This window comes from Butyricicoccus porcorum, assembly GCF_002157465.1.
Classification (GTDB): Bacteria; Bacillota; Clostridia; order Oscillospirales; family Butyricicoccaceae; genus Butyricicoccus_A; species Butyricicoccus_A porcorum.
The window spans coordinates 197,733-218,528 of the sequence record NZ_NHOC01000005.1 but is presented as its reverse complement, the minus strand read 5'-3'; the positions used below and the strand labels follow the sequence as shown (position 1 = coordinate 218,528).

Here is a 20,796-nt window from a genome sequence, read left to right as displayed (position 1 = left end):
TGGGGCGTTTTGCTCCTGCCGGAAATCCGGCGGGTTGTTTGCCCTGCGTAAGGTCTTTTTTGTGCATAAAGCGGGCATCCGCTTGGCAATATTAAATTTATCAGGAGGAGAAAGAAATGAAAGACAAGATTTTCGGCGTCTTACAGCGTGTCGGCAGATCATTCATGCTTCCGATTGCGCTGCTCCCGGTAGCCGGTCTGTTTCTTGGCATCGGCAGCTCGTTTACCAACGAGACCATGTTGGAAACCTATGGGCTGATGGGAATCCTTGGCCCGGGTACGGTGGCCAATTCCATACTCAACGTCATGAATGCGGCGGGGTCCATCGTGTTCGACAATCTGGCGTTGATCTTTGCGATCGGCGTTGCGATCGGCATGGCGAAAAAGGAGAAGGAAGTCGCGGCGCTCGCCGGCGCGATTGCATTCTTCATCATGCATGCCTCCATCAGCGCGATGATCGAAAACTTCGGTGCACCGAATATGGATGGTGCGACGGCGACCGTCTGCGGCATCAATTCGCTCCAGATGGGCGTATTCGGCGGCATTATCGTCGGCCTCGGTGTTGCGGCGCTGCACAATAAGTTCTATAAGATTGAACTGCCGCAGGTGCTGTCCTTCTTCGGCGGCACGCGCTTTGTCCCGATTATTTCCGCAGTTGTCTATCTGGTTGTCGGTATCGTTATGTATTTCATCTGGCCGATTGTCCAGAGCGGCATCTATGCGCTGGGCGCACTGGTACTCAGCTCCGGTTACGCGGGCACCTGGCTGTACGGCTTCATTGAGCGTGCGCTCATTCCGTTCGGCCTGCACCATGTCTTCTATCTGCCGTTCTGGCAGACCGCACTCGGCGGCACGATGGAAGTCGGCGGCGTTGTCGTAGAGGGTGCACAGAACATCTTCTTCGCACAGCTGGCTGATCCGACCGTCACTCACTATGCCTCTCAGGCTTGCCGCTTCATGACCGGCAAGTTCCCGTTCATGATCTTCGGTCTGCCGGGCGGCGCGCTGGCAATGTACCACTGCGCAAATCCGGAAAACCGCAAGGAAGTCGGCGGCCTGCTGCTGTCCGCAGCGCTGACCGGCATGCTGACCGGTATTACAGAACCGATTGAATTTACGTTCCTGTTCGTCGCACTGCCGCTGTATGTCGTACATTGTGTGCTGGCAGGCCTCTCCTATATGCTGATGCATATCCTCAACTGCACAGTTGGTATGACGTTCTCCGGCGGCATCATCGACCTGACGCTGTTTGGCATCATGCAGGGCAATGCAAAGACCAGCTGGATCTGGGTTATTGTTGTCGGTGTTGTTTACTTCGCCGTATACTACTTCCTGTTCCGCTTCATGATTACCAAGTTTGATTATCAGACCCCAGGCCGCGGCGACGCGGAGAACAAGCTGTACACCCGTGCCGATGTCAATGCGGCAAAGGATGCACAGAACAGCGCAGGCGGCGCGGATGCGCTTTCTGCACAGATCGTTGCAGGCCTCGGCGGCCGTGCAAACATCTCGGATATCGATTGCTGCGCAACCCGTCTGCGCATGACGGTGCATGACTCCGCAAAGGTTGACGATGGTATTCTGAAATCCACCGGCGCATCCGGCGTCATTCATAAGGGCCAGGGCGTACAGGTCATTTATGGACCGCGCGTCACGGTAATCAAATCCAATCTGGAGGACTTCCTGGAGCATGGCGGCGACGCTGCCCCGCAGGCAGCTCCGGCACCGGCACCGGCTCCGGAAGCACCCGTTCCGGCAGAAAAGAAGGCAGGCCCGGCCGTTACGCTTTGTGCGCCGATTACCGGCAAGCTGATCCCGCTGAGCGAGGTCAAGGATGAGGTATTCTCGGAAGGCATGCTGGGCGATGGCGCAGCGATTGAACCGACAGAGGGCAAGGTTGTCGCACCGTGCGACTGTGAGGTTGCCAATGTCTTTGATACCAAACACGCCATCGGTCTGGTTGCAGGCGATCTCGAGCTGTTGATCCACATCGGCATCGACACCGTGCGCCTGAACGGTGAGGGCTATGACATCAAGGTCAAGGCGGGCGATACGCTGAAGAAGGGCGACCTCATCGGTACCTTTGACATGGAAGCCATCAAGAAGGCGGGCTATCCGCTGACTACACCGGTCATTGTCACCAACTCGGATGATTTCGCAGAGATTGCGATGCAGCCGTCCGGCGATGTCAAGACCGGGGACCGCATCCTGACGGTTCGCTGATAAAAAACAGCCACCCCTTTTTTCCCAACCCCTATAAGCGGGAGACCGGCAACCTGCCGGTCTCTCGCTGTTTTTGGCATGCAAAAAGCACCACCGCAGTCGGTCTGACTGCGGTGGTGCTTTTACAGAGAAAAGAGATAAGAGAAATAGGTATGAAAAAAATTGGGGGAATCGGATTAACGGTGAGAAGCGATGGAAATTTCCGCGTCGTGATGCATCGAACGTCTGTGTGCGCCTGCTGTGCGGGGGTCATTCAGGTCGATGTTTGCCGAAGTGCCTGCGTCTGTACGGGAAAGATTGCTTTCGTTGGTCAGATATGTGTGGAACTGTTCCATGCTTCCTGCTTTCACCATCTGATTGAGTTCGCCTAAGATGCCCATCGTGCTCGCTTCCTTTCTGAGCCATATGGCCCGATATTTTGCCGAAAACGGTCGACCGGTGCATTGCACCAGGCTTTCTGTCTTCGCTAATATAATATCCCATTTCGTTACGTTTGTCACGGCGCAAATTCACCGAATTATTGCTATGAAAAACATGTGTTTTTTACTATCTTATACAGAAATAACCGAAAACGATTTAGCGTGATAAAGTTTGTTTATAAAATCTGTGATTTTGTGCAAGTCTTTCATAATTTTCGCAAGAAATTTAAAAAAATTTCTCAGATAAATCATGCATATTGTTTCTTAAAATTTCAAAATCAATAAAAATTCAAGATAAACTCGAAATTTTACTGCAAAAAAGATGGAAAAATCGATGGAATGAAAAAACAAGATGTTTCATATGTTTGTTTCATACAGGTGCGAACAAAGCTCCATGTCTCGCGGACAAAACGCACGTGTTTCCGTGCGGAAAACGACAGGCTGGACATGCAGATAATATGGGAGTTTTTTGAAGGGATGGAAGAGAATGAAAACGCAAATTTGAACAAACGTGCAAATTGAAACAGAGTATAACAATAGAGAAATAGCTATATAAACGAAGGTGCGGATAAAAAATCCCGCCGGAACAACCGGCGGGATGAAGATGTGAAATCAGGCAGAGAACTGTTGGGCGAGGAAGCTGCGGAAGGCAGCGAGGTCGGGGAAAATGCTGTGGCACAGCGTGCGCATTTCGTCCGTCGGAGGCAACAGGTCGGGAACCATGACCGGGCGCATGCCTGCCGCGGCTGCGGCACGGATGCCGTTGTAGGAGTCCTCAATGGCGAAGGCATCCGCAGGCAGGACAGCGAGTGCGCGGCAGGCGGCCTCATAGATGTCGGGATAGGGCTTGCTGCGTGCGATGCGGTCGCCGCCGATCACGTGGTCAAAGCAGTGGTACAGCTGCGCATGCTCCAGCTCGCGCCGAATGGTCACCTCACGCGTGGAGGAGGCCAGACCAATGCGGAAGCCGGCGTTCTTTGCCCAGTCCAGCAGCGCACGAACACCCGGCTTGACCGGGATGCCATCTGTGTCCGCGATGGCATGGAAGGTGCGGCTGACATGGCTGTTAAATTGTTCGGAAGGGAAGTCTGCGCCGTAATGTGTGCGCAGGATTTCTCCGGTATACATGCGGGTCGTGCCTACGGTCGAAAGAAAGACCTGGTCGAGGTCGCCTGCATCCAGACCGTATTCCGGCGCCAGCAGGTGCCAGCAGCGGCGGACAAGCGATTCTGTATCGAGAATGACACCGTCCATATCGAAAACCAGTGCCGGGTGTTGCAGGTTTGTGGAATTCATCGCAGTAATCTCCGTATCATGCGGTACAGCAGCGGTTTCATGTTGTCAATCGTGTCGGGGCGGCCCTCGATGATGCTGGAATAACAGACCGTGCCGCACATTTCTACGATAATAAAGATAACGTCATACAGCTCCTGTGAGTTGTGGATATCGGCGAGCGGCGTGTCGTGCAGGCGCATGACGATGGCACGCCAGAGCGGGTCATCCGTATGCCCGGTCAGGCTGCGCTGGATCATCGGCCATGAGAAGTTGCGCTCAATCAGACGCAGGATATCCGTGTGCTCTGTCAGATAATCGATGATCCAGTCCGCGAAGATGATAATATTTTCCGCGAAGTCGTCGGTACGGCGCTGCTCGGCGTAGATATAGGCCTGCCGGATGATGTCATAGCTGATCTGGTAAAGCAGCTGCTGGAGCAGGTCATCCTTGTCTGCAAAATAGAGATAGAAGGTGCCCTTGGCGACCTGTGCGCGCTCTGCGATCTCGCTGATGCTGGTTTTTGACACGCCCTTTTCCAGAAACAGCGTCTGCGCGGCGTGCAGCAGATTTTTCTTTTTTGTTTCCTTTTTCTGTTCCATGCTTTCGCTCATGCTGTCTCACCCCTTTGTATCCAATCGGATTGCCACAAGTATAGCCCATTCGCCGGGATTTGGCAAGAAACGCGAGTGGGAAAACTGATATTCTGCGAAATGAACAACGCGATGTTGGAAAAGGGTAGCAAAGTCGGCAATATAGATATTGACCACTGGTCAGTTTTGAACTATACTGGGTGTACTGTAAAAGTGACGAATGGTCACTTTGTTAAAAACCGGCGAAATCTGCCGGAAAACTCCCAAAGAAAGGGGCGTATTCTGTATGGAGCGTATGGCTCGTTTTGTAGTAAAACGCCGCGGCTTTGTGCTCGCGACGGCATGTATACTGCTCGTGCTGTCCGCTTTCGGATACATCAACACACGGGTCAATTATGATATTCTGAGTTATCTGCCGTCTGATCTGCAATCGATGGAGGGCGAGCAATATCTTGAGAATGACTTCCAGATTGCCTCCACAGCGATGGTTACGGTAGAGGGTATGCCGACCGCGGATCTGTTGGACATGAAGGAAGAGCTGGAGCAGATCGATGGCGTTTCCAGCGTGTTCTGGACGAGTGATGTCCTGGATGTTTCGGTTCCGAAGGAAATGCTGCCGTCTGACGCGAAGGATTTCCTTTATGGCAAAAATGACTCGACCATGCTGCTGGTGCGGTTCGATGAATCGAGCGCGTCCGACAGCACGATGAATGCGATTGCGGAAATCAAATCCACGATGCGCAAGGGCTGTTTCCTCGGCGGCATGTCCGCCATTCTGGAGGACACCAAGGAGCTGGTCAATCAGGAGCTGCCGAAATATGTGCTGTGTGCGGTCGTGTTCAGCCTGCTGGTGCTGTTTCTGTTCCTGGAGAACACGGTGGTGCCGTTCATCTTCCTGCTCGGTCTGATCTTCCCGATTGTCTATAACTTCGGCAGCAATGTCTTTCTCGGGCAGATTTCGTACATCACACAGGCGCTTGCGGCCGTTTTGCAGCTGGGCGTCACGATGGACTTCAGTATTTTTCTGTTGAACCGGTATCAGGATGAGAAAGCGGAGAAGCCGAATGAGGAGGCGATGATCTCTGCCATCTGTAAAACGAGTACAGCGATCATGTCGTCCTCGTTGACGACGATTGCTGGATTCCTCGCGATGTGTACGATGTCGCTGACGCTCGGCGCAGATATCGGCATCGTTATGGCGAAGGGTGTCGCGCTCGGCGTACTGAGCACGCTGACCATCCTTCCGGCGCTCATCATCTATTTCGACCGCGTCATTGAAAAGAGCAAACATCCGGTTATCTGGCCGAATTTGAAACGCACCGGACAGTTTATCACCGGACATCCGAAATCGATTCTGGCGATATTTCTTGTCCTGTTTGTCGTATTCGGGCGGGCGCAGAGCCTAACCAATGTCTATTACACGCTGACCGACAGTCTGCCGCAGACACTGACCGGCATTGCCGGTACCAACAGGTTGTCGGAGGATTTCGGCATGCCGAGCTTCCATTTTGTCATTGTGGATGAGTCGCTGGATTCGGCGGATATGAAGAATCTCGCGGATGAGATCGACCATGTGGACGGCGTCAAGAATACGCTGTGCTATGAAAAATACATCGGCGGCGGCATCCCGCAGAGCGTCGTGCCGGAGGATGTGGCGTCCCTGTTCCATGCAGGCGGGCACCGGCTGATGATGATTACAACGGAATACAAACCGGGACACGATGAGATGAACGCACAGGTCGATACCATCGATCAGATTGTCAAGCGCTATGACAAAAATGGCATTATCACCGGTGAGGGAGCCATGACAAAGGATCTGATTACTGTCAGTGACCACGACTTCAGCGCCACTTCGGTCACCTCGATTCTCGCGGTGTTCCTTATCATCCTGCTGACCTTCAAATCGATTTCTGTTCCGGTGCTTCTGGTATTCGCCATTGAGGGCGCAATTATGATAAACCTCGGCCTGCCATATTTCACCGGTTCCACCATCCCGTTTATCGCAAGCATTGTCCTCGGTACGATCCAGCTCGGCGCAACAGTGGACTATGCGATCCTGATGACGACGCGCTATCGTGAGGAGCGCAACAACGGCCTTGCCCCGCGCGAGGCGGCGGCGATTTCGGTGCAGACCTGTGCACCGAGCATTATCACAAGCGGCCTGACCTTTTTTGCCGCGACCGTCGGACTGTCGTTTGTCTCCAAAATCGACCTGATCCGCAGTCTGTGCCTGCTCATCAGCCGCGGCGCGATTATTTCCATGCTCGTCATCCTGTTTGTTCTTCCGGCGCTGCTCGTCCTGTTTGCGCCGGTCATCCGCAAAACCTCATGGCACTGGATTGAAGACAATGCGTCCGGTGCGAAAGCAAAGCAAAATAAGGAGCGTGTTCCAATTGAAAAAGGCATATAAAGTAACGGCGGGCGCGCTGAGCGCCCTGATGGTGTGCGGCATGGTATCGCCCGCACTGGCGGCATCTGTCAGCAAGGATGAAACGGTATTTGCAACGCTCGAGCCGGACGGCACGGTTGCACATCAGACGGTGAGTGACTGGCTGCATTCGGATAAGGGGCTGAGTAACTTTGCGGATGTCAGTAATCTGGACGATATTGTAAATCTCAAAGGCAAGGAACAGCCGAAGCAGAATGGCAGTAAGCTGACCTGGAACATCGAGGGCAATGATGTCTATTATCAGGGTACCTCCACAGCAGAGCTGCCGGTACAGGCGAAGATCACCTACACGCTGGATGGCAAGCAGGTGGAGCCGTCCCAGCTGGAGGGTGCGGACGGGCATCTTGTCATTCATATCGCGCTGGAAAACAAACAGACCAAAACGGTCACGGTAGACGGGAAGAAGTATACCGTCTGCATGCCGTATTTTACAGTTATCGGCACGGACATGTCGGTGGATCACTTCAAAAATATCAAGGCGGAAAACGGCACGGTACAGACGGACAGCAGCAACCAGATTGTTGCATTTCTCGCCATGCCGGGCATGAAGGAGACCTATGGCGATCTGCTGACCGATGACCTGAGCGATGTTGCCGACATGCTGCTGGACGATGTTGAGATTGAATGCGATATGACTGACGGCGAACTGCCGTCCATCTATTTCGCCTGTGCGTCTGATCTGGATGATCTGGATGCAGAAGACCTTGATCTGGATGATACGTTTGACCAGTTGGATGACCTGAAGGACGCAACACAGCAGCTGATTGACGGCGCAGAGCAGCTGGCAGACGGATGCCATACGCTGGATGAAAAGCTGGGTGAACTGTCCTCCAATTATGTCGCATTTCATGACGGCATTATCGACGCGACTTCTGGTGCGGGCTTGCTGACCGACGGCGCAAAGCAGCTGTCTTCCGGCATGCGCACGCTGAAGCTGGGGGCAGGCGATCTGGCAGATGGTGTCGGACAGCTTGCGGACGGCGCACAGTCGCTGGCAAGCGGTGCGGCACAGGTCGACAGCGGTGCACAGTCGCTGAAATCGGGTGCGGGTGACCTGTCCGGGGGCCTGAGCACGATTGACGGCAATTCCGGCAAGCTGTCCGCCGGTGCGTCCGATCTGGCGGACGGCCTGAACCAGCTGGGTGCGGCGCTGGAAAGTGACGATGTACAGGCGTTGTTCTCTGGTTCGTCCAAAATGAAGAGCAGCCTGAACCAGCTGTCCGGCGGCATGAATCAGGTCATGCAGGCGCTGAATTCCGGTAAATTACAGGAAGCAATGGATGGTTTGGACAGCATTGCTTCCTGTGCCTCCGAGTTGGAGAGCAATCTGTCCGCACTGTCGGCCAAGTCGGGCGAATCGCTGAGTGAGAGTGAAATTGCCGCACTCCAGAGTATGGAGGGCGGCGCGGAGATTCTGCGCAAGTTTGAGACCAACCGTCAGACCGTCGACGCGATGGCGCAGGCCTGCGGTCAGCTTGCTGGCGCGGCGGGACAGATTGCCTCCGGTGCGGGCAGCGTAAAGAGTGGGATTTCTTCTTCGATGTCCAGTCTCAGCGAGAATTTGGGTACAATTAACAGCGGCCTGGAAACAGCGGCATCCAGCTATAGCACGATGGATGCAGGTCTGCAACAGCTGGCAAAGACGCTCGGAACCTCGGTTGCACAGTTGCAGGAGGGCGCAGTTCAGCTTGACAGCGGGATTGCGCAGTACACAAAGGGCGTCAGTCAGGCGGCTTCCGGTGCAAAGACGCTGTATGGCGGTGCGTCGGCGTTGGCAGACGGTACCGGCACACTGGTTTCCGGTGCAAATCAGCTGTCTGGCGGCATTGGTGAGCTGAACAGTCAGGTTCCGACGCTGACTGGCGGTGTGAACCAGCTGGCAGATGGTGCGGATTCGCTGACCTCCGGCGCAGATGACCTGTCAGCAGGCATGAAGCAGCTTTCCTCCGCAAGTGCGACGGTACAGGATGCCATCCGGCAGTTTGACGAAGCGGGTACCCAGCTTTCGGACGGTTCCGGCGAGCTGTATGACGGCATTGTAGAATACAATGAAGAGGGTATCAGCAAGATTACGGATAACGAGATGCTGACCAACCTGCGCACGGCAGCCAAGGTGCTGGATGAACAGCGCGAATTTGCACAGTCTGCGTCCTGCTATTCCGGCGCACCGGAGTCGGCCACGGAGACCACGACCAAGTATGTCATGCGTACCGAAGAAGTGCAGAATACAGAGGACGAGGACGACACGACAAAGCAGGAGCCGGAAAAGGAAACCCTGTGGGATCGCATTAAGGGTCTATTCTAACTCTCTCTCTTACTTTTCTTTTTGAGGAAAAGAAAAGTAAGCAAAAGAAAACCTTTCCGGTGCGCTCCCGCGCACCGCGGACATGTCGGACAAATGCGTCCGCCAGTCCGCCCCAACGCCGCAGAAGTGGATTTTGAAGCGGGCTGGAAGCAGTTCGGGGAGAAGCAAAAGAAAATCGTTCCGATGCGCTCCCGCGCACTGCGGACATGTCGGACGAACGCGTCCGCCAGTCCGCCCCCCAACGCCGCTTGGATATACGAGCCGGATACAATGGACAAAGAAAAAGGAGACATCCGCGGATGTCTCCTTTTTGTGCGTTATTCGTCGTTTGTGCGGTCACTTCGCAAGAGCTGCCGCCGCGCCAGCAGGCAGATGGCGAAATACACCAGCCAGAAGAGGAAAAAGAGGAAGATTGGCCGGAACAGCAGCGGATAAGGTGCCGGAATCCCGTATGTCAGGAGGTTGTATACGACAGCCAGCGGCAAGAATGCCAGCACCCAGATATTGACCTTCCAGAACAAGTGGTTTGCTGCCGGTCTGGTGGCTTCTGCGGAGCAGACGATGCCGATGCCAAAAATCATGCAGCCCATTGCCATGAGAATCAGCCCGATAAGAATGGCGGTTGCTGTCTGCTGCTCGTACCAGATGCCGCAGGCGGCGGCAAGCCCGATGACATTGAATGCCGTCCCGGCGATGGCAAATACCGATGCGTTGGGCGCCTGTCTGCCCGCCTGCGGCGCAGACGGCTGAATGCCCTTTAACAGATAATCGGTTGTGACATCAAAATAATCGCTGAGCGCAATCACCCGGTCGAGGTCGGGCACGCTCTGTCCGCTCTCCCATTTGGACACCGCCTGGCGGGATACGCCGATCTGTGCGGCGAGCTCTTCCTGTGAAATGCCCCGGGTGCGGCGCAGCTCACGGATTCGGTCGGAGATCGTCATCATCAACACCTCTCTTTCTGTTTCTATCATACCAGAAATAACGGTTGCATGGCTACCATTTGCGGGTGATTTATCCGCAACCGGCGGTTGCACGATGTACTTTCCCTTGCATACGCTGTATAAAGGGATTATAATAACCCCATATCGGGAAATGAGGAGAATGGTATGAAATTCAGTGTAGTAATCCCCGTATACAATGTAAAAGACTATCTGGAAAAGTGTGTCCGGTCGGTTCTGGCACAGAACAATAACGAGTATGAAATGATTCTGGTAGATGACGGCTCGACAGATGGCAGCGGTGCGCTGTGCGATGAGCTTGCGGCGCAGGCGCCGGAAAAAATCCGTGTCATCCATAAGCCGAACGGCGGACTGGGTGATGCGCGCAATGTCGGCCTGGAACATGCACTGGGCGATTATCTGGTTTTTCTGGACAGCGACGATTATATCGACGAGACAATGCTCGCAGAGCTGTCTGAAAAAGTAGACGAGACACATGCTGAAATCATCAGCTTTGGTTTCCGCGTGGACAATGGCGGAGATACTTCGCAGGTGTTCATTGACCCGCTGCCGGAAGACCGGGTGTTTACGTTGGCGGATACGCCGGAGCTGCTGCTTGCCCTGCCGAATGCATGGACACGCATTTATGCGCGCCGGCTGTTTTTGGAAACCGGGATTCGGTATCCGGGCCGCGTGTGGTATGAGGACATCCGCACGACCACTAAGCTGTTTGCAAAGGCAAAGAGTGTCGCTTCTGTCCATCGGCCGTATTACTACTATGTCGTGCGGGAAAATTCCATCACGCGCAACAAGAATGTCGACCGCAACCATGAGATTATGGATGCGTTTGACGACCTGCTGGGCTGGTACCGCGAGAACGGGCTGTTTGAACGCTACCGCGATGAACTGTGCCGTTTGGCAATCGATCATATTTTCCTCGCGGCTTCTGTCCGTGTGCTGATGACCGACCCGAAGCATCCATTGCTTCAGGAGTTTTATCAGTACATGCGCAAATATTTCCCGGGGTTTGAAAAAAACCGCTATGTGGCACAGCTGCCGCGCTCCAAAAAGCTGGCATTCAATCTGCTGCTGCATCGCCGGTACCGTCTGCTCGCCACCCTGTTCCGCGCAAAGAACAGAGTTGGCGGTTGAGAAAAAAAGAAAGGATTTCCTGTTTTGAAGCTCAATAAAAATGCCCTCAGCTCCAAAAAGGGCGTGCTGTTAAAAAATACGGTCATGCTGTATATCATGCAGTTTTCGACGTATCTGCTCAGCTTTATTGTCGTTCCATATGAGACCCGTGTGCTCGGCCCGACCTATTACGGCAAGCTGGGTGTTGCGACGGCAATCATGGTATATTTCCAGCTGGTCATTGATTTCGGCTTTCTGCTCAGCGCAACAGAAGATGTTTCCCGCAACCGCGAGGACAGGGGAAAGGTATCCAGGATTTTGACCGCAGTTACAATCGACAAAATTTTCCTGACCATTGGTTCGGTCATTGTGCTGCTTGTGTTGTGTCAGATTTTGCCGTCGTGGCGCGAAGACCGCACATTTTATCTGCTGTTTTTGATTGCCACCGCAGTCAATTCCATGATTCCGGATTACCTGTACCGTGGACTGGAGCAGATGACTGCGATTACGGTGCGGACGGTTGCGATCAAGACGTTTTTCACTGTCATGATTGTGCTGCTGCTCAAGCAGCCGGAGCAGTATTGTATTATCCCGATTTTAAATATTATCGGCAATACAGCCGCGCTTCTCGGCGTATATCTGCATCTGTACCGCCAGATGAATATCCGGTTTGTCAAATGCCGGGCACGGGAGATCTGGGACAGCTTCCGCAGATCGAGCACATTTTTCTATTCGCGCATTGCAACCTCCGTATACACCGCGAGCAATACGGTTATTTTGAGTATTATTTCCGCGGGCTCGTCCATCGGTTATTATACGCTGGCGGACAAGCTGGTGACGACTGCAAAAAACGGTCTGTCGCCAATTTCCGACAGTATGTATCCGTATATGACCAAAAACAAGGATTTCAAGCTGGTCTGGAAGATTTTGAAGATTTTCATGCCGATTATCATCGGCGGCTGTGCGGTTGTCTTTGTATTTGCGCGCCCGCTGTGTGAAATCGTGTTTGGCGCGGGTTATGGCGATGCGGCACCGGTACTGCGCGCGATGCTGCCGGTTGTCATTGTCATCCTGCCGAGCTATATCCTCGGTTTCCCGACGCTGAGCGCAATGGGACTGTCAAAATATGCGAATTATTCGGTTGTCTTTGGTTCAGCGCTGCATGTGTTCAACCTGTTGGTGCTGTATTTCACCGACAATATGAATATGGTCACGCTCGGCGCACTGGTATCGATTGCGGAAATTGCCATCCTGCTGTTCCGTATTATCGTAATCTGGAAAAACCGTGCGCTGCTGCACGTGGAACAGGAGGACTGAGCACATGTCCATAGGAAAGAAGCTCCAAAAGGGGTTGGCATGGACGCTGGGCAGCGTCCTGCCGGTAAAGAAAAATAAAATTGTATTCACCAGCTATTATGGCCGCGGCTATTCGGACAATCCGAAGGCAGTTGCCGATGAGCTGCTCAAGCGGGATGAAGACCTCGACCTCGTCTGGCTGGCAAATGACCCGGAAAAAGCAGGCACGCCGTCCGGCGTGCGCGTGGTCAGATATGACACCATGGCGGCGATCCGGGAGCTGTGCACGGCGCGTGTCTGGGTGGATAACTGCCGCAAGGGTGCGCGTCACAAGAAAGCCGGGCAGTATTATATGCAGACCTGGCATGGCTTTGCGCTCAAGCGCATTGAGCGCGATGTAGCGGACACGCTGAGCAAGGAAGATGCGACCTATGCGGCTTATGCGCAGCGTGATTCCCGGCAGATTGATGCGATTATTTCCGACAGTACCTTCATGACGAAAATTTATCAGCAATCGTTCTGGTATGACGGCCCGGTTGAGCAGTACGGCTCACCGCGCAATGACATCCTCGTGCATCCGCCGAAGGATGCAAAGGAGAAGGTCTGTCGTGCGCTGCACCTGCCGGAGGGCAGCAATCTGGTCATGTATGCACCGACCTTTCGTGCGGACGGCTCGCTGGATGCATACAGTCTGGATTATCATGCGGTCTGTGCCGCCTGTGAAAAACGGTTCGGCGGAAAATGGATTGCGCTTGTGCGCCTGCACCCGCATGTGATGCAGCGTGCAAAAGACCTTCATTTTGATAATAAGACGACCTTTGACGCGACGGCATTTGACGACATGCAGCTTCTGTTGTCCGCCTGCGACGCGGTGATTACGGACTATTCGTCGCTGATGTTCGACTTTGCGCTGACACGCCGTCCGTGCTTCCAGTTTGCGACCGATATTGACGCCTATAAAAACGACCGGAATTTCTATTTTCCGATTGATGACACACCGTTCCCGCTGGCGAAATCCAATGAGGAAATGATGCAGCACATTGCGGCATTTGATGAGGCAGAGTATCAGCGCGACTGCGCGGCATTTTTTGAAAAGATGGGCTTCTGTGTGGACGGAAAGGCATCTGCCCGCTGTGCCGACTGGATTCTGGAGCGGGTGAAGGGAAACCCGTAAATCATACAGACAGCCTGCCTCATCGGAGGGAGGCATTGGCGCTCCGGCAATGACAGAAAAAAGCCGCTTCGGGTTTTCCGAAGCGGCTTTTGAGCCTGTCGAAGAACCCGGCCGCGCATTAAGCGAGAGCCAGATTTTGGCACATATAGGGAAAAAGCCGGAAAACTGGAATAGGGAAATGGATCTTCCACTTCCACATAGCCAGCTTTTTCAGATTCATGGCAGCAAATTTAAGCTTCACCCAGTTGGTAACTTGAGCCAAGCCTCGATATTGTGTATAGCGCATACCATGCTTTTCTTTGGCATCTGCAAATACACGTTCAATCTTTTGTTGTCGGAGTTTATATAAGTCACGATATTCAGTCATATGACGTGCGTCTTCTGCCAACTCTACATAATCAGCCCATACGTGTCTGGTGACAGTCTTTTCAAACTTTGCACTCGATGTACACAGCTCTCTGGTCGGACAATGTTCGCAGACGTATGACCTGCTCTTATATTCACGATATCCATCTTTGTTCGTTGTTGCATAATGAAGTGTTTTATACTCCGGACAGATTACACAATCATAATACTCATCATAAACATATTTCCACCATTCATGACCTTCTTTCTTTATCATTGGACGTTTATATGCTGTAGATAATACTCTTCCACTCTCAAAAATACGTTTGCAAATCGAAGGAGTTTTGTAGGCGCTGTCTGCTACTATCGTTTTATGTTCTGGGTAATGTTCGCAAAGCTGGTCATATAACGGGTCAAACGCTACACTGTCATGTACATTTCCTGCTGTTACTTCTACGTCGAGAATAAAATTATGCTTGTCACAGGCTGTATGCGCTTCGTAGGCAAAACACTTCTTGTGTTCACCTTTATGGAATACGCCGGCATCCGGATCCGTTGTCGAAACTGTTATTTCTTTCTCCTTTGGCGGTGTTGAATCGTCATCACCGTTGAATGGCTTTTTGTCGTGTTCTTCGCGATCTCTGTTAATTTCTTCCCGCAGCTCCTTTGCATATCGTTTTGCTTCAACTGGAACAGCTTTTCGTGCTTTTTTCTTCATGTTTGCACTTGCTTTGATATGTGTCCCATCGATAAAAATTGCACTCGTATCCAGAAATCCTTCCTTTGCTGCTGTGTTCAATATCCACCGAAATATATATTCTACAGTTGCTGTTGTAAAACGATGCTTAAAATTATAGCTTACTGTTGAAAAATGCGGCACCTGTTCATTCAATGGATAACCGATAAACCACCTGTATGCAACATTCATATTCACTTCTTCCAGCGTCCGCCGGAGCGATGGTATCCCATATATGTGCTGTATCATTACAATCTTAAACAATACTACCGGATCGATACCTGGCCTGCCGTTGTCCTTGCAGTACAAATCATCTACAAATTCATAAATTTGTTTGAAATCTACTGCTGCATCTATTTTCCTCAGTAGATGATCCTCGGGCACTAACATATCCAGACTTACAATCTCTACTGCCTCTCTGTTTTCCTTCCCTTTTACTATCATTTTATCACCTGTCTTTCTTATCTTTATTATAACAGAAAAGCCGCCTTTCGGCGACTTTTTCGACAGGCTGAAAAGCCGCTTCGGGTTTTCCGAAGCGGCTTTTGTGCGGCTGTGAAAAAGATTTGCATTTCCCTGCCGGATTATGTATAATAGGCATGAGGAAACAAAAAGATGCGGCAGCTGTGGAAAGCTGGAACCTTCCCACAGCCTGCGCAGGTGACTACGACACCATACACAGCGGATCATCCGCACCGCACACTTATTATAGGCTATTTTCCCGCCGGATACAAGCATTTTTAGGGGCACTCTCCCCTTGATCGAAAAGCTGACCGCTTGTGCCGCCGGAAAACCTGTAGCTCTTTTTTCTGCCGGATACAAGCGTTTTTAGGGGCATTCTCCCCTTTTATCGAAAAGCTGACCGCCTGTACCGACAGCAAAACCTGTAGCGCTTTGCGCAGTGCGACGGCTCCGCAATGCATTTGGAATATACAGACTGCCGTCTGCATAGACTACTGCTTATGGGTGTTTCTGTGAAGCGTGCTCCCCGTGCATTCACAGCCCTGCACGGCAGTTTTTTTGTTTTCCTCGCACGGGCGCGCCGGGCGGATGCGGATCGTAGGATCCATCCCCGTCATTCGTCCGGTGCTGCGCCGTGTGAGCAAAACGGGTACACACGGCAGGATATGCAAAAAGCCGCTTCGGGTTTTCCGGAGCGGCTTTTGTACTGTCTGAAATGGGGTCAGATACTGATGATGCCGAGCGCGCTGAGTACCGAGCTGATGAGGATTGCAATGAGGAAAATCGGCGCAATCCAGCGCATCATGACGCGGAACATCTTCTCGCGCTTGAAGGACGAATTTTTCTTGACCTCATCCAAAATCGTGTCCAGTCCCACAATCCAGCCGAGGAAGAGGCAGGTCAGCAAGGCGACAGTCGGCATCAAAATGCTGTTGGAAATGAAATCGAAGAAATCGAGGAAGCTCATGCCGAGCGGTGCAATGCCCGACAGTGTGCCGTAGCCCAGTGCGCTGAAGAATCCCAGCACAAGGCAGATGACATAGGTGACGACACAGGACAGCTTGCGCGAAATATGGAACTTGTCGCAGAAAATCGAGACGACGGTTTCATACAGCGAGATGCTCGACGTCAGTGCTGCGAAGAAGACCAGCACGAAAAACGCAATGCCGATGACAGTGCCGAAGCCCATGCTTGCGAATACCTTCGGCATGGTGACGAACATCAGGCCGGAACCTGCGTTGAGTGCCTCCTCGTCGCCGCCGGAAAAGGCGAAGACAGACGGGACGATCATCAGGCCGGCAAGGAATGCAATGCCGGTGTCAAAAATTTCAATCTGAGAGACCGACTTTTCAATGTCGGTATCATCCATCATGTACGAGCCATAGGTAATCATAATGCCCATGGCGAGCGACATGGAGAAAAACATCTGGCCGAGTGCGCCGAGCAGTGTGTTCAGCGAAACATCGGAGAAATGCGGGGTGAGGTAATATTTTACACCTTCCCATGCGCCCGGACGGGTCATGGAATAAATCGAGATGGCGATAGAGAGCGCGATCAGCAGCGGCATCATGATGCGGCTGGCGTTTTCAACGCCGCGCTTGACGCCGAACGAGACAATCACTGCCGTAATGGTCAGGAAGATGACCATCAGCACGTAAGGCTGAAGCGGGCTGGTGATAAAATCGGTAAAATAGCTGTCTGCCGCTGTGGTTTTCGCACCGTCTGTCACAAATACGCCGAGGTATTTGAGAATCCAGCCGCCGATGACGCAGTAATACGGAATGATGATAATCGGCACGAGGCAGGACAACAGGCCGATGAAATTAAACCGCTTGTCGATTTTGCCATAGGCGCCGACTGCGCTCAGACGGGTTTTGCGTCCCAGAGTGATCTCTGCCGTCATCAGCGAATAGCCGAAGGTGAGCACGAGAATCAGATAAATGACGAGGAACGTACCGCCGCCATATTTGGCTGCCAGATACGGAAACCGCCACAGGTTGCCGAGACCGACGGCAGATCCCGCCGCGGCCAGGACAAAGCCGATGCGGCTGGAAAAGCTGCTGCGTTTTTTACTCATGAAAAAATTCCCTCCTAAATTTCATGTACGCATGGCGTGTGCCATGCGGTAAAAATTCCTCACATGCCCCAGGGTTTGCCTCAGATCTGGGCGCATTGGGCATGGGTTTGGTCTATTATACCACAGGTGTGCGTTCGTGGAACAGAAAATGTGCGAAAAACGAAAAAAAGCCTGTGCTGCGGCGGGCGAATGGATAGCATGTGCAAAAACGGGAAAACTAAAACCGCCCGCCGGATGGCGGGCGGAGGAGGAATGGCGATGAATCAGCCGATTGCCGTGACAACAGACAGCTTTCAGGAGCAGGTGCTGCGCGCCGAAAAACCGGTACTGGTGGATTTCTGGGCGGACTGGTGCGGCCCATGCCGCAAGCTGGAGCCGGTTGTGGAGGAAATTGCAGCGGAAACCGACGCGGTGCGGGTGTGTAAAATCAATGTTGATCATGACCCGCAGCTGGCGAGCCTGTACCACATCAGCTCAATTCCGACCGTGATGCTGTTCCGCAGCGGAAAACCTGCGGCGTCCGTGACCGGCGTGCACAGCAAGGAAGCCATCCTGCGCATGCTGGATCAGATTTGATGAGAGGAGGGGTCTGGTTATGAAGGTAGAAATTGACAGAGCGGGCTGTATTGCCTGCGGCCAGTGTGCCGGAACCTGTCCGTCGGTGTTTGAAATGGCGTCAGACGGACTGGCACAGGTCATCCGCCAGCCGGATGCGGCGGAAGAGCAGGACGTACAGGCAGCCGCAGAAGGCTGTCCGGTTCTGGTCATTCATGTGAGCTGAATCGGAAGGTGATGCGTCCGCGCCGCCGGGATCAGGAAACGCACACAGCCGGGCACTGCGGTAAACGACAGGCGCAGCGCACGGAAGTTTTGTCCGTCGCCGCAGACATACAGCGGTTGATGTGGAATCAGTGTGAGGCGGCGGAATTGCTTGCGGATGAATGCCGCCGTACCGCGCGGCGGAAGGCTGCGCTGCAACGTGAGGTCAAGCTGCCCGTCAGATGGGTCGGCGTACCGGAAGAGGGTTTTCCTGCCGGAATGGGCGCTGTTGCCGACTGCGGCAACCACAAAGGCTCCAGTCAGCAAGGACCCGTCATCACAGGCGGCGGCGAGCGATACCGGCGGGGAGAGCTGCCCTCCGGCACGGCTGAGGGTGCCGGGCGAACAGATGCGCACTGAGCTGAGGAAGCGCTGCCCGTTGCAGTCGATCATATCGACAGCCCGCGGCGTGGCACGCAGCTGTGCCAGCGGGCTGGAAAAATCGGCATGTGGATAGCTGTGCGCGAAGTCACAGCCCCGTGCATCCGGAATAATGCCGATTTCCGCGTTGGAAAAGCCGGAGGCAACACGCGCAGCGGCGCACAGGTCTGCGTCGCTGCCGCATACATAAAACCGCATGGCGCCGCCGCGCGCCGCATCGCGGCAGATGACGGATGCAATGTCGCCCGGCCTGCGGCATTCGCGGATCAGACACAGCGCACCGGTTTGCGCGGCTGCTGTGCGGATGCGCGCAACCAGTCGGCTGTCTGCCTGCCTGTGCGGCTTTGCCGCACATAACAGAAAAATATGCTCCATGCGGATACCTCCCCTCTCATGCGCTCCTCTGTGGTTACAGTATAACACAAAAATGGGTAAGTGTGTTGTTTTTCTGTGTAAGAAAAAGCAGGAAATCTATTGCACTCCGGCAGCCGCGTGTATTACAATAGGAAAAGAGAAATCAAGCAGGAATTGGTTTGACAAATTATTGAATGTTTATGAGGTGAGCGAAATGAATGAAAAGCAGATGGCAGGCTACGAAGCTGCAAAATATGTCAAGGACGGCATGCTGGTCGGCATTGGCACCGGTTCTACGGCATATTACCTGATTGAGAAGCTCGGTCAGCGTGTCAAGGAGGAAGGCCTGAAGATCAAGTGTGTTTCCACGTCGGATGCCTCCACCGAGCAGGCGAAGAGCCTCGGCATCGAGCTGCTGGACACCAACGATGCACCGGAGCTGGATATCTGCATCGACGGCGTCGATGAGGTCGACCCGCAGTTCAACGGCATCAAGGGCGGCGGCGGCGCACTGTTCCGCGAGAAGATTGTCGCTTCCAGTGCAAAGTACAACATCTGGGTTTGCCACAGCGCGAAGCTGGTCGATGAGATCGGCGCGTTCGGCCTGCCGGTAGAGGTTCTGCCGTTTGGCTACAAGCACGTTGTCAAGAAGATGCAGGAGGCAGGCTTTGAGCCGGTACTCCGCATGAACAAGGATGGCTCGATCTACGAGACCAACAACCACAACTACATCCTTGACACCAAGTATACCAACTCGAAGTTCGGCAAGGATTATGCCGCAATGGAAGCCTTCCTCAAGGGCACGCTCGGCGTTCTGGAAACCGGCTTCTTCCTGAACCGCACGGATATCATCATTTCCGCAGGCCCGGACGGCATCCAGACCATCCAGAACCCGAACAGATAAGTCTATATTGCGTTTGACAGCCGGTGGGATTCCCTGCCGGCTGTTTTTTACCGGGAATTTGGAGAAAAGGCTTGACTGTAAACCAGCTTGAACGTGTAAGATAGGGAAAGGAAGGAGGGAGACAGCCATGAAAATCAAGGAGATTGAGGAAAGAACCGGGCTTGCCCGTGCGAATATCCGGTTTTATGAGAGCAAGGGCCTTGTACATCCGGAACGGCAGGGCAACAACTACCGCGATTATTCCGAGGAGGATGTGGAGACCCTGCGGAAGATTATCCTGCTCCGGCGGCTGGATATGTCCATCGAGGATATTCAGGCGATATTGAATGGTGAACTGGCTTTACAGGATGCGGTACAGCAGACAAAACAGGCGTTACAGGAACGGCTGGAACAATTGCAGGGCTCACTGGAGCTGTGTGATATCATGCAGGAGCGGGAGGAAAGCATAGAGACACTTTCCGTGGATACATATGATGAACTGATCCGGCAGCGCGAACAGCAAGGCAAGAAGTTCCGTGATGTGATGGGGGATATTCTGGAGGACTACCAGAAGAATTATTTTGAAAAGACATGGGGCATATTTTCCATTCAAGGCTCCTATACCAAGGGCGCGATTGTGTCGTTTGGTTTTTACGTGCTGCTGAACTGGTTTTTGTATACATTTTATATCCTGCCGAAAGACGGGCTTCGGGGCGGGTTCAAGAATGCACTTCTGATGCTGGAAGCATTTGCGATTGTTTCCGCGGGCTATATGCTGTACAGCCTGGTGAAAATCCTGTTCTCACGTGAAAGAAGACCGGCGAGGATCGGCGGCCTGCTTGCCTTTGGTGCGGTACTGTTGGCTGTCATTGCCGTAGCAGTAGGGGGCATGCTGTATCAAATCGGGGCATTTGAGTGACTGTAAGCCGGTTTTTCT

The 20,796-nt window shown here is 53.2% G+C and carries 17 protein-coding genes; 10 read left to right on the top strand and 7 right to left on the bottom strand.

Annotation, left to right across the window (positions count from 1 at the left end):
* Positions 1-116: 116 nt before the first annotated feature.
* A complete protein-coding gene (locus tag CBW42_RS06860; RefSeq protein WP_087019066.1) occupies positions 117-2,222 on the top strand; it encodes a PTS transporter subunit IIABC in 2,106 nt (701 codons plus the stop codon).
* Between the two features lie 176 nt (positions 2,223-2,398).
* On the opposite strand, the gene CBW42_RS06855 is transcribed toward CBW42_RS06860, so the two are convergent.
* The 3 genes from CBW42_RS06855 to CBW42_RS06840 form a co-directional block, all read right to left on the bottom strand.
* Entirely contained in the window at positions 2,399-2,602 is a 204-nt protein-coding gene (locus tag CBW42_RS06855) for a hypothetical protein (RefSeq protein WP_087019064.1), read from the bottom strand.
* A 651-nt stretch (positions 2,603-3,253) separates the two neighbouring features.
* Entirely contained in the window at positions 3,254-3,937 is a 684-nt protein-coding gene (locus CBW42_RS06845) for an HAD family hydrolase (protein ID WP_087019060.1), read from the bottom strand.
* The gene (locus tag CBW42_RS06840) at positions 3,934-4,527 is read right to left on the bottom strand and encodes a TetR/AcrR family transcriptional regulator (protein ID WP_087019058.1); all 594 of its coding nucleotides are present in this window, start codon (positions 4,525-4,527) and stop codon (positions 3,934-3,936) included. The genes CBW42_RS06845 and CBW42_RS06840 overlap by 4 nt, the downstream gene beginning before the upstream one ends.
* 265 nt (positions 4,528-4,792) lie before the next feature.
* On the opposite strand from CBW42_RS06840, the gene CBW42_RS06835 reads away from it, so the two are divergent.
* Positions 4,793-6,916 carry an efflux RND transporter permease subunit gene (locus CBW42_RS06835; RefSeq protein WP_087019056.1) on the top strand — a complete coding sequence of 708 codons (2,124 nt, stop codon included), beginning with the start codon at positions 4,793-4,795 and terminating at the stop codon, positions 6,914-6,916.
* A complete protein-coding gene (locus CBW42_RS06830; RefSeq protein WP_165761093.1) occupies positions 6,900-9,260 on the top strand; it encodes a YhgE/Pip domain-containing protein in 2,361 nt (786 codons plus the stop codon). The genes CBW42_RS06835 and CBW42_RS06830 overlap by 17 nt, the downstream gene beginning before the upstream one ends.
* 317 nt (positions 9,261-9,577) lie before the next feature.
* Here CBW42_RS06830 and CBW42_RS06820 read toward each other — a convergent pair whose 3' ends face one another.
* Entirely contained in the window at positions 9,578-10,207 is a 630-nt protein-coding gene (locus tag CBW42_RS06820) for a helix-turn-helix domain-containing protein (protein ID WP_242969820.1), read from the bottom strand.
* Between the two features lie 162 nt (positions 10,208-10,369).
* Between CBW42_RS06820 and CBW42_RS06815 the strand changes: the two genes are divergently transcribed.
* The 3 genes from CBW42_RS06815 to CBW42_RS06805 are packed head-to-tail and all read left to right on the top strand — an operon-like array spanning position 10,370 to position 13,802.
* Positions 10,370-11,353, top strand: coding sequence for a glycosyltransferase (locus tag CBW42_RS06815; RefSeq protein ID WP_087019050.1), 984 nt, complete (start codon positions 10,370-10,372; stop codon positions 11,351-11,353).
* 24 nt (positions 11,354-11,377) lie between these two features.
* Positions 11,378-12,649, top strand: coding sequence for an oligosaccharide flippase family protein (locus tag CBW42_RS06810; RefSeq protein ID WP_087019048.1), 1,272 nt, complete (start codon positions 11,378-11,380; stop codon positions 12,647-12,649).
* A gap of 4 nt (positions 12,650-12,653) precedes the next feature.
* Complete coding sequence (locus CBW42_RS06805) at positions 12,654-13,802, top strand: CDP-glycerol glycerophosphotransferase family protein (protein ID WP_087019046.1); 1,149 nt, start codon at positions 12,654-12,656, stop codon at positions 13,800-13,802.
* 118 nt (positions 13,803-13,920) lie between these two features.
* Here the strand turns inward: CBW42_RS06805 and CBW42_RS06800 are convergent, their stop codons facing one another.
* Positions 13,921-15,705: an IS1182 family transposase gene (locus CBW42_RS06800; protein ID WP_133058275.1), complete on the bottom strand. Its 1,785-nt coding sequence runs from the start codon at positions 15,703-15,705 to the stop codon at positions 13,921-13,923.
* A 361-nt stretch (positions 15,706-16,066) separates the two neighbouring features.
* Positions 16,067-17,422 carry a sodium-dependent transporter gene (locus CBW42_RS06795; protein ID WP_087019043.1) on the bottom strand — a complete coding sequence of 452 codons (1,356 nt, stop codon included), beginning with the start codon at positions 17,420-17,422 and terminating at the stop codon, positions 16,067-16,069.
* Positions 17,423-17,680: 258 nt separating this feature from the next.
* Here CBW42_RS06795 and trxA point away from each other — a divergent pair, with 258 nt between their 5' ends.
* Both trxA and CBW42_RS06785 read left to right on the top strand, forming a co-directional pair.
* The gene (gene trxA, locus CBW42_RS06790; protein ID WP_087019041.1) at positions 17,681-17,998 is read left to right on the top strand and encodes a thioredoxin; all 318 of its coding nucleotides are present in this window, start codon (positions 17,681-17,683) and stop codon (positions 17,996-17,998) included.
* Between the two features lie 19 nt (positions 17,999-18,017).
* Positions 18,018-18,203 (top strand): ferredoxin, encoded by a 186-nt coding sequence (locus CBW42_RS06785; protein ID WP_087019038.1) that lies wholly within the window; start codon positions 18,018-18,020, stop codon positions 18,201-18,203.
* Here the strand turns inward: CBW42_RS06785 and CBW42_RS06780 are convergent.
* A complete protein-coding gene (locus CBW42_RS06780; protein WP_087019036.1) occupies positions 18,191-18,997 on the bottom strand; it encodes a diacylglycerol/lipid kinase family protein in 807 nt (268 codons plus the stop codon). The genes CBW42_RS06785 and CBW42_RS06780 overlap by 13 nt on opposite strands.
* Before the next feature lie 193 nt (positions 18,998-19,190).
* On the opposite strand from CBW42_RS06780, the gene rpiA reads away from it, so the two are divergent.
* Together rpiA and CBW42_RS06770 are read left to right on the top strand one after the other, a co-directional pair.
* On the top strand, positions 19,191-19,880 hold the full coding sequence (rpiA, locus tag CBW42_RS06775; protein ID WP_087019033.1) for a ribose 5-phosphate isomerase A: 690 nt from the start codon (positions 19,191-19,193) through the stop codon (positions 19,878-19,880).
* Positions 19,881-20,007: 127 nt separating this feature from the next.
* Positions 20,008-20,778, top strand: a complete 771-nt coding sequence (locus CBW42_RS06770; protein WP_087019031.1) for a MerR family transcriptional regulator — start codon at positions 20,008-20,010, stop codon at positions 20,776-20,778.
* Positions 20,779-20,796: the final 18 nt, after the last annotated feature.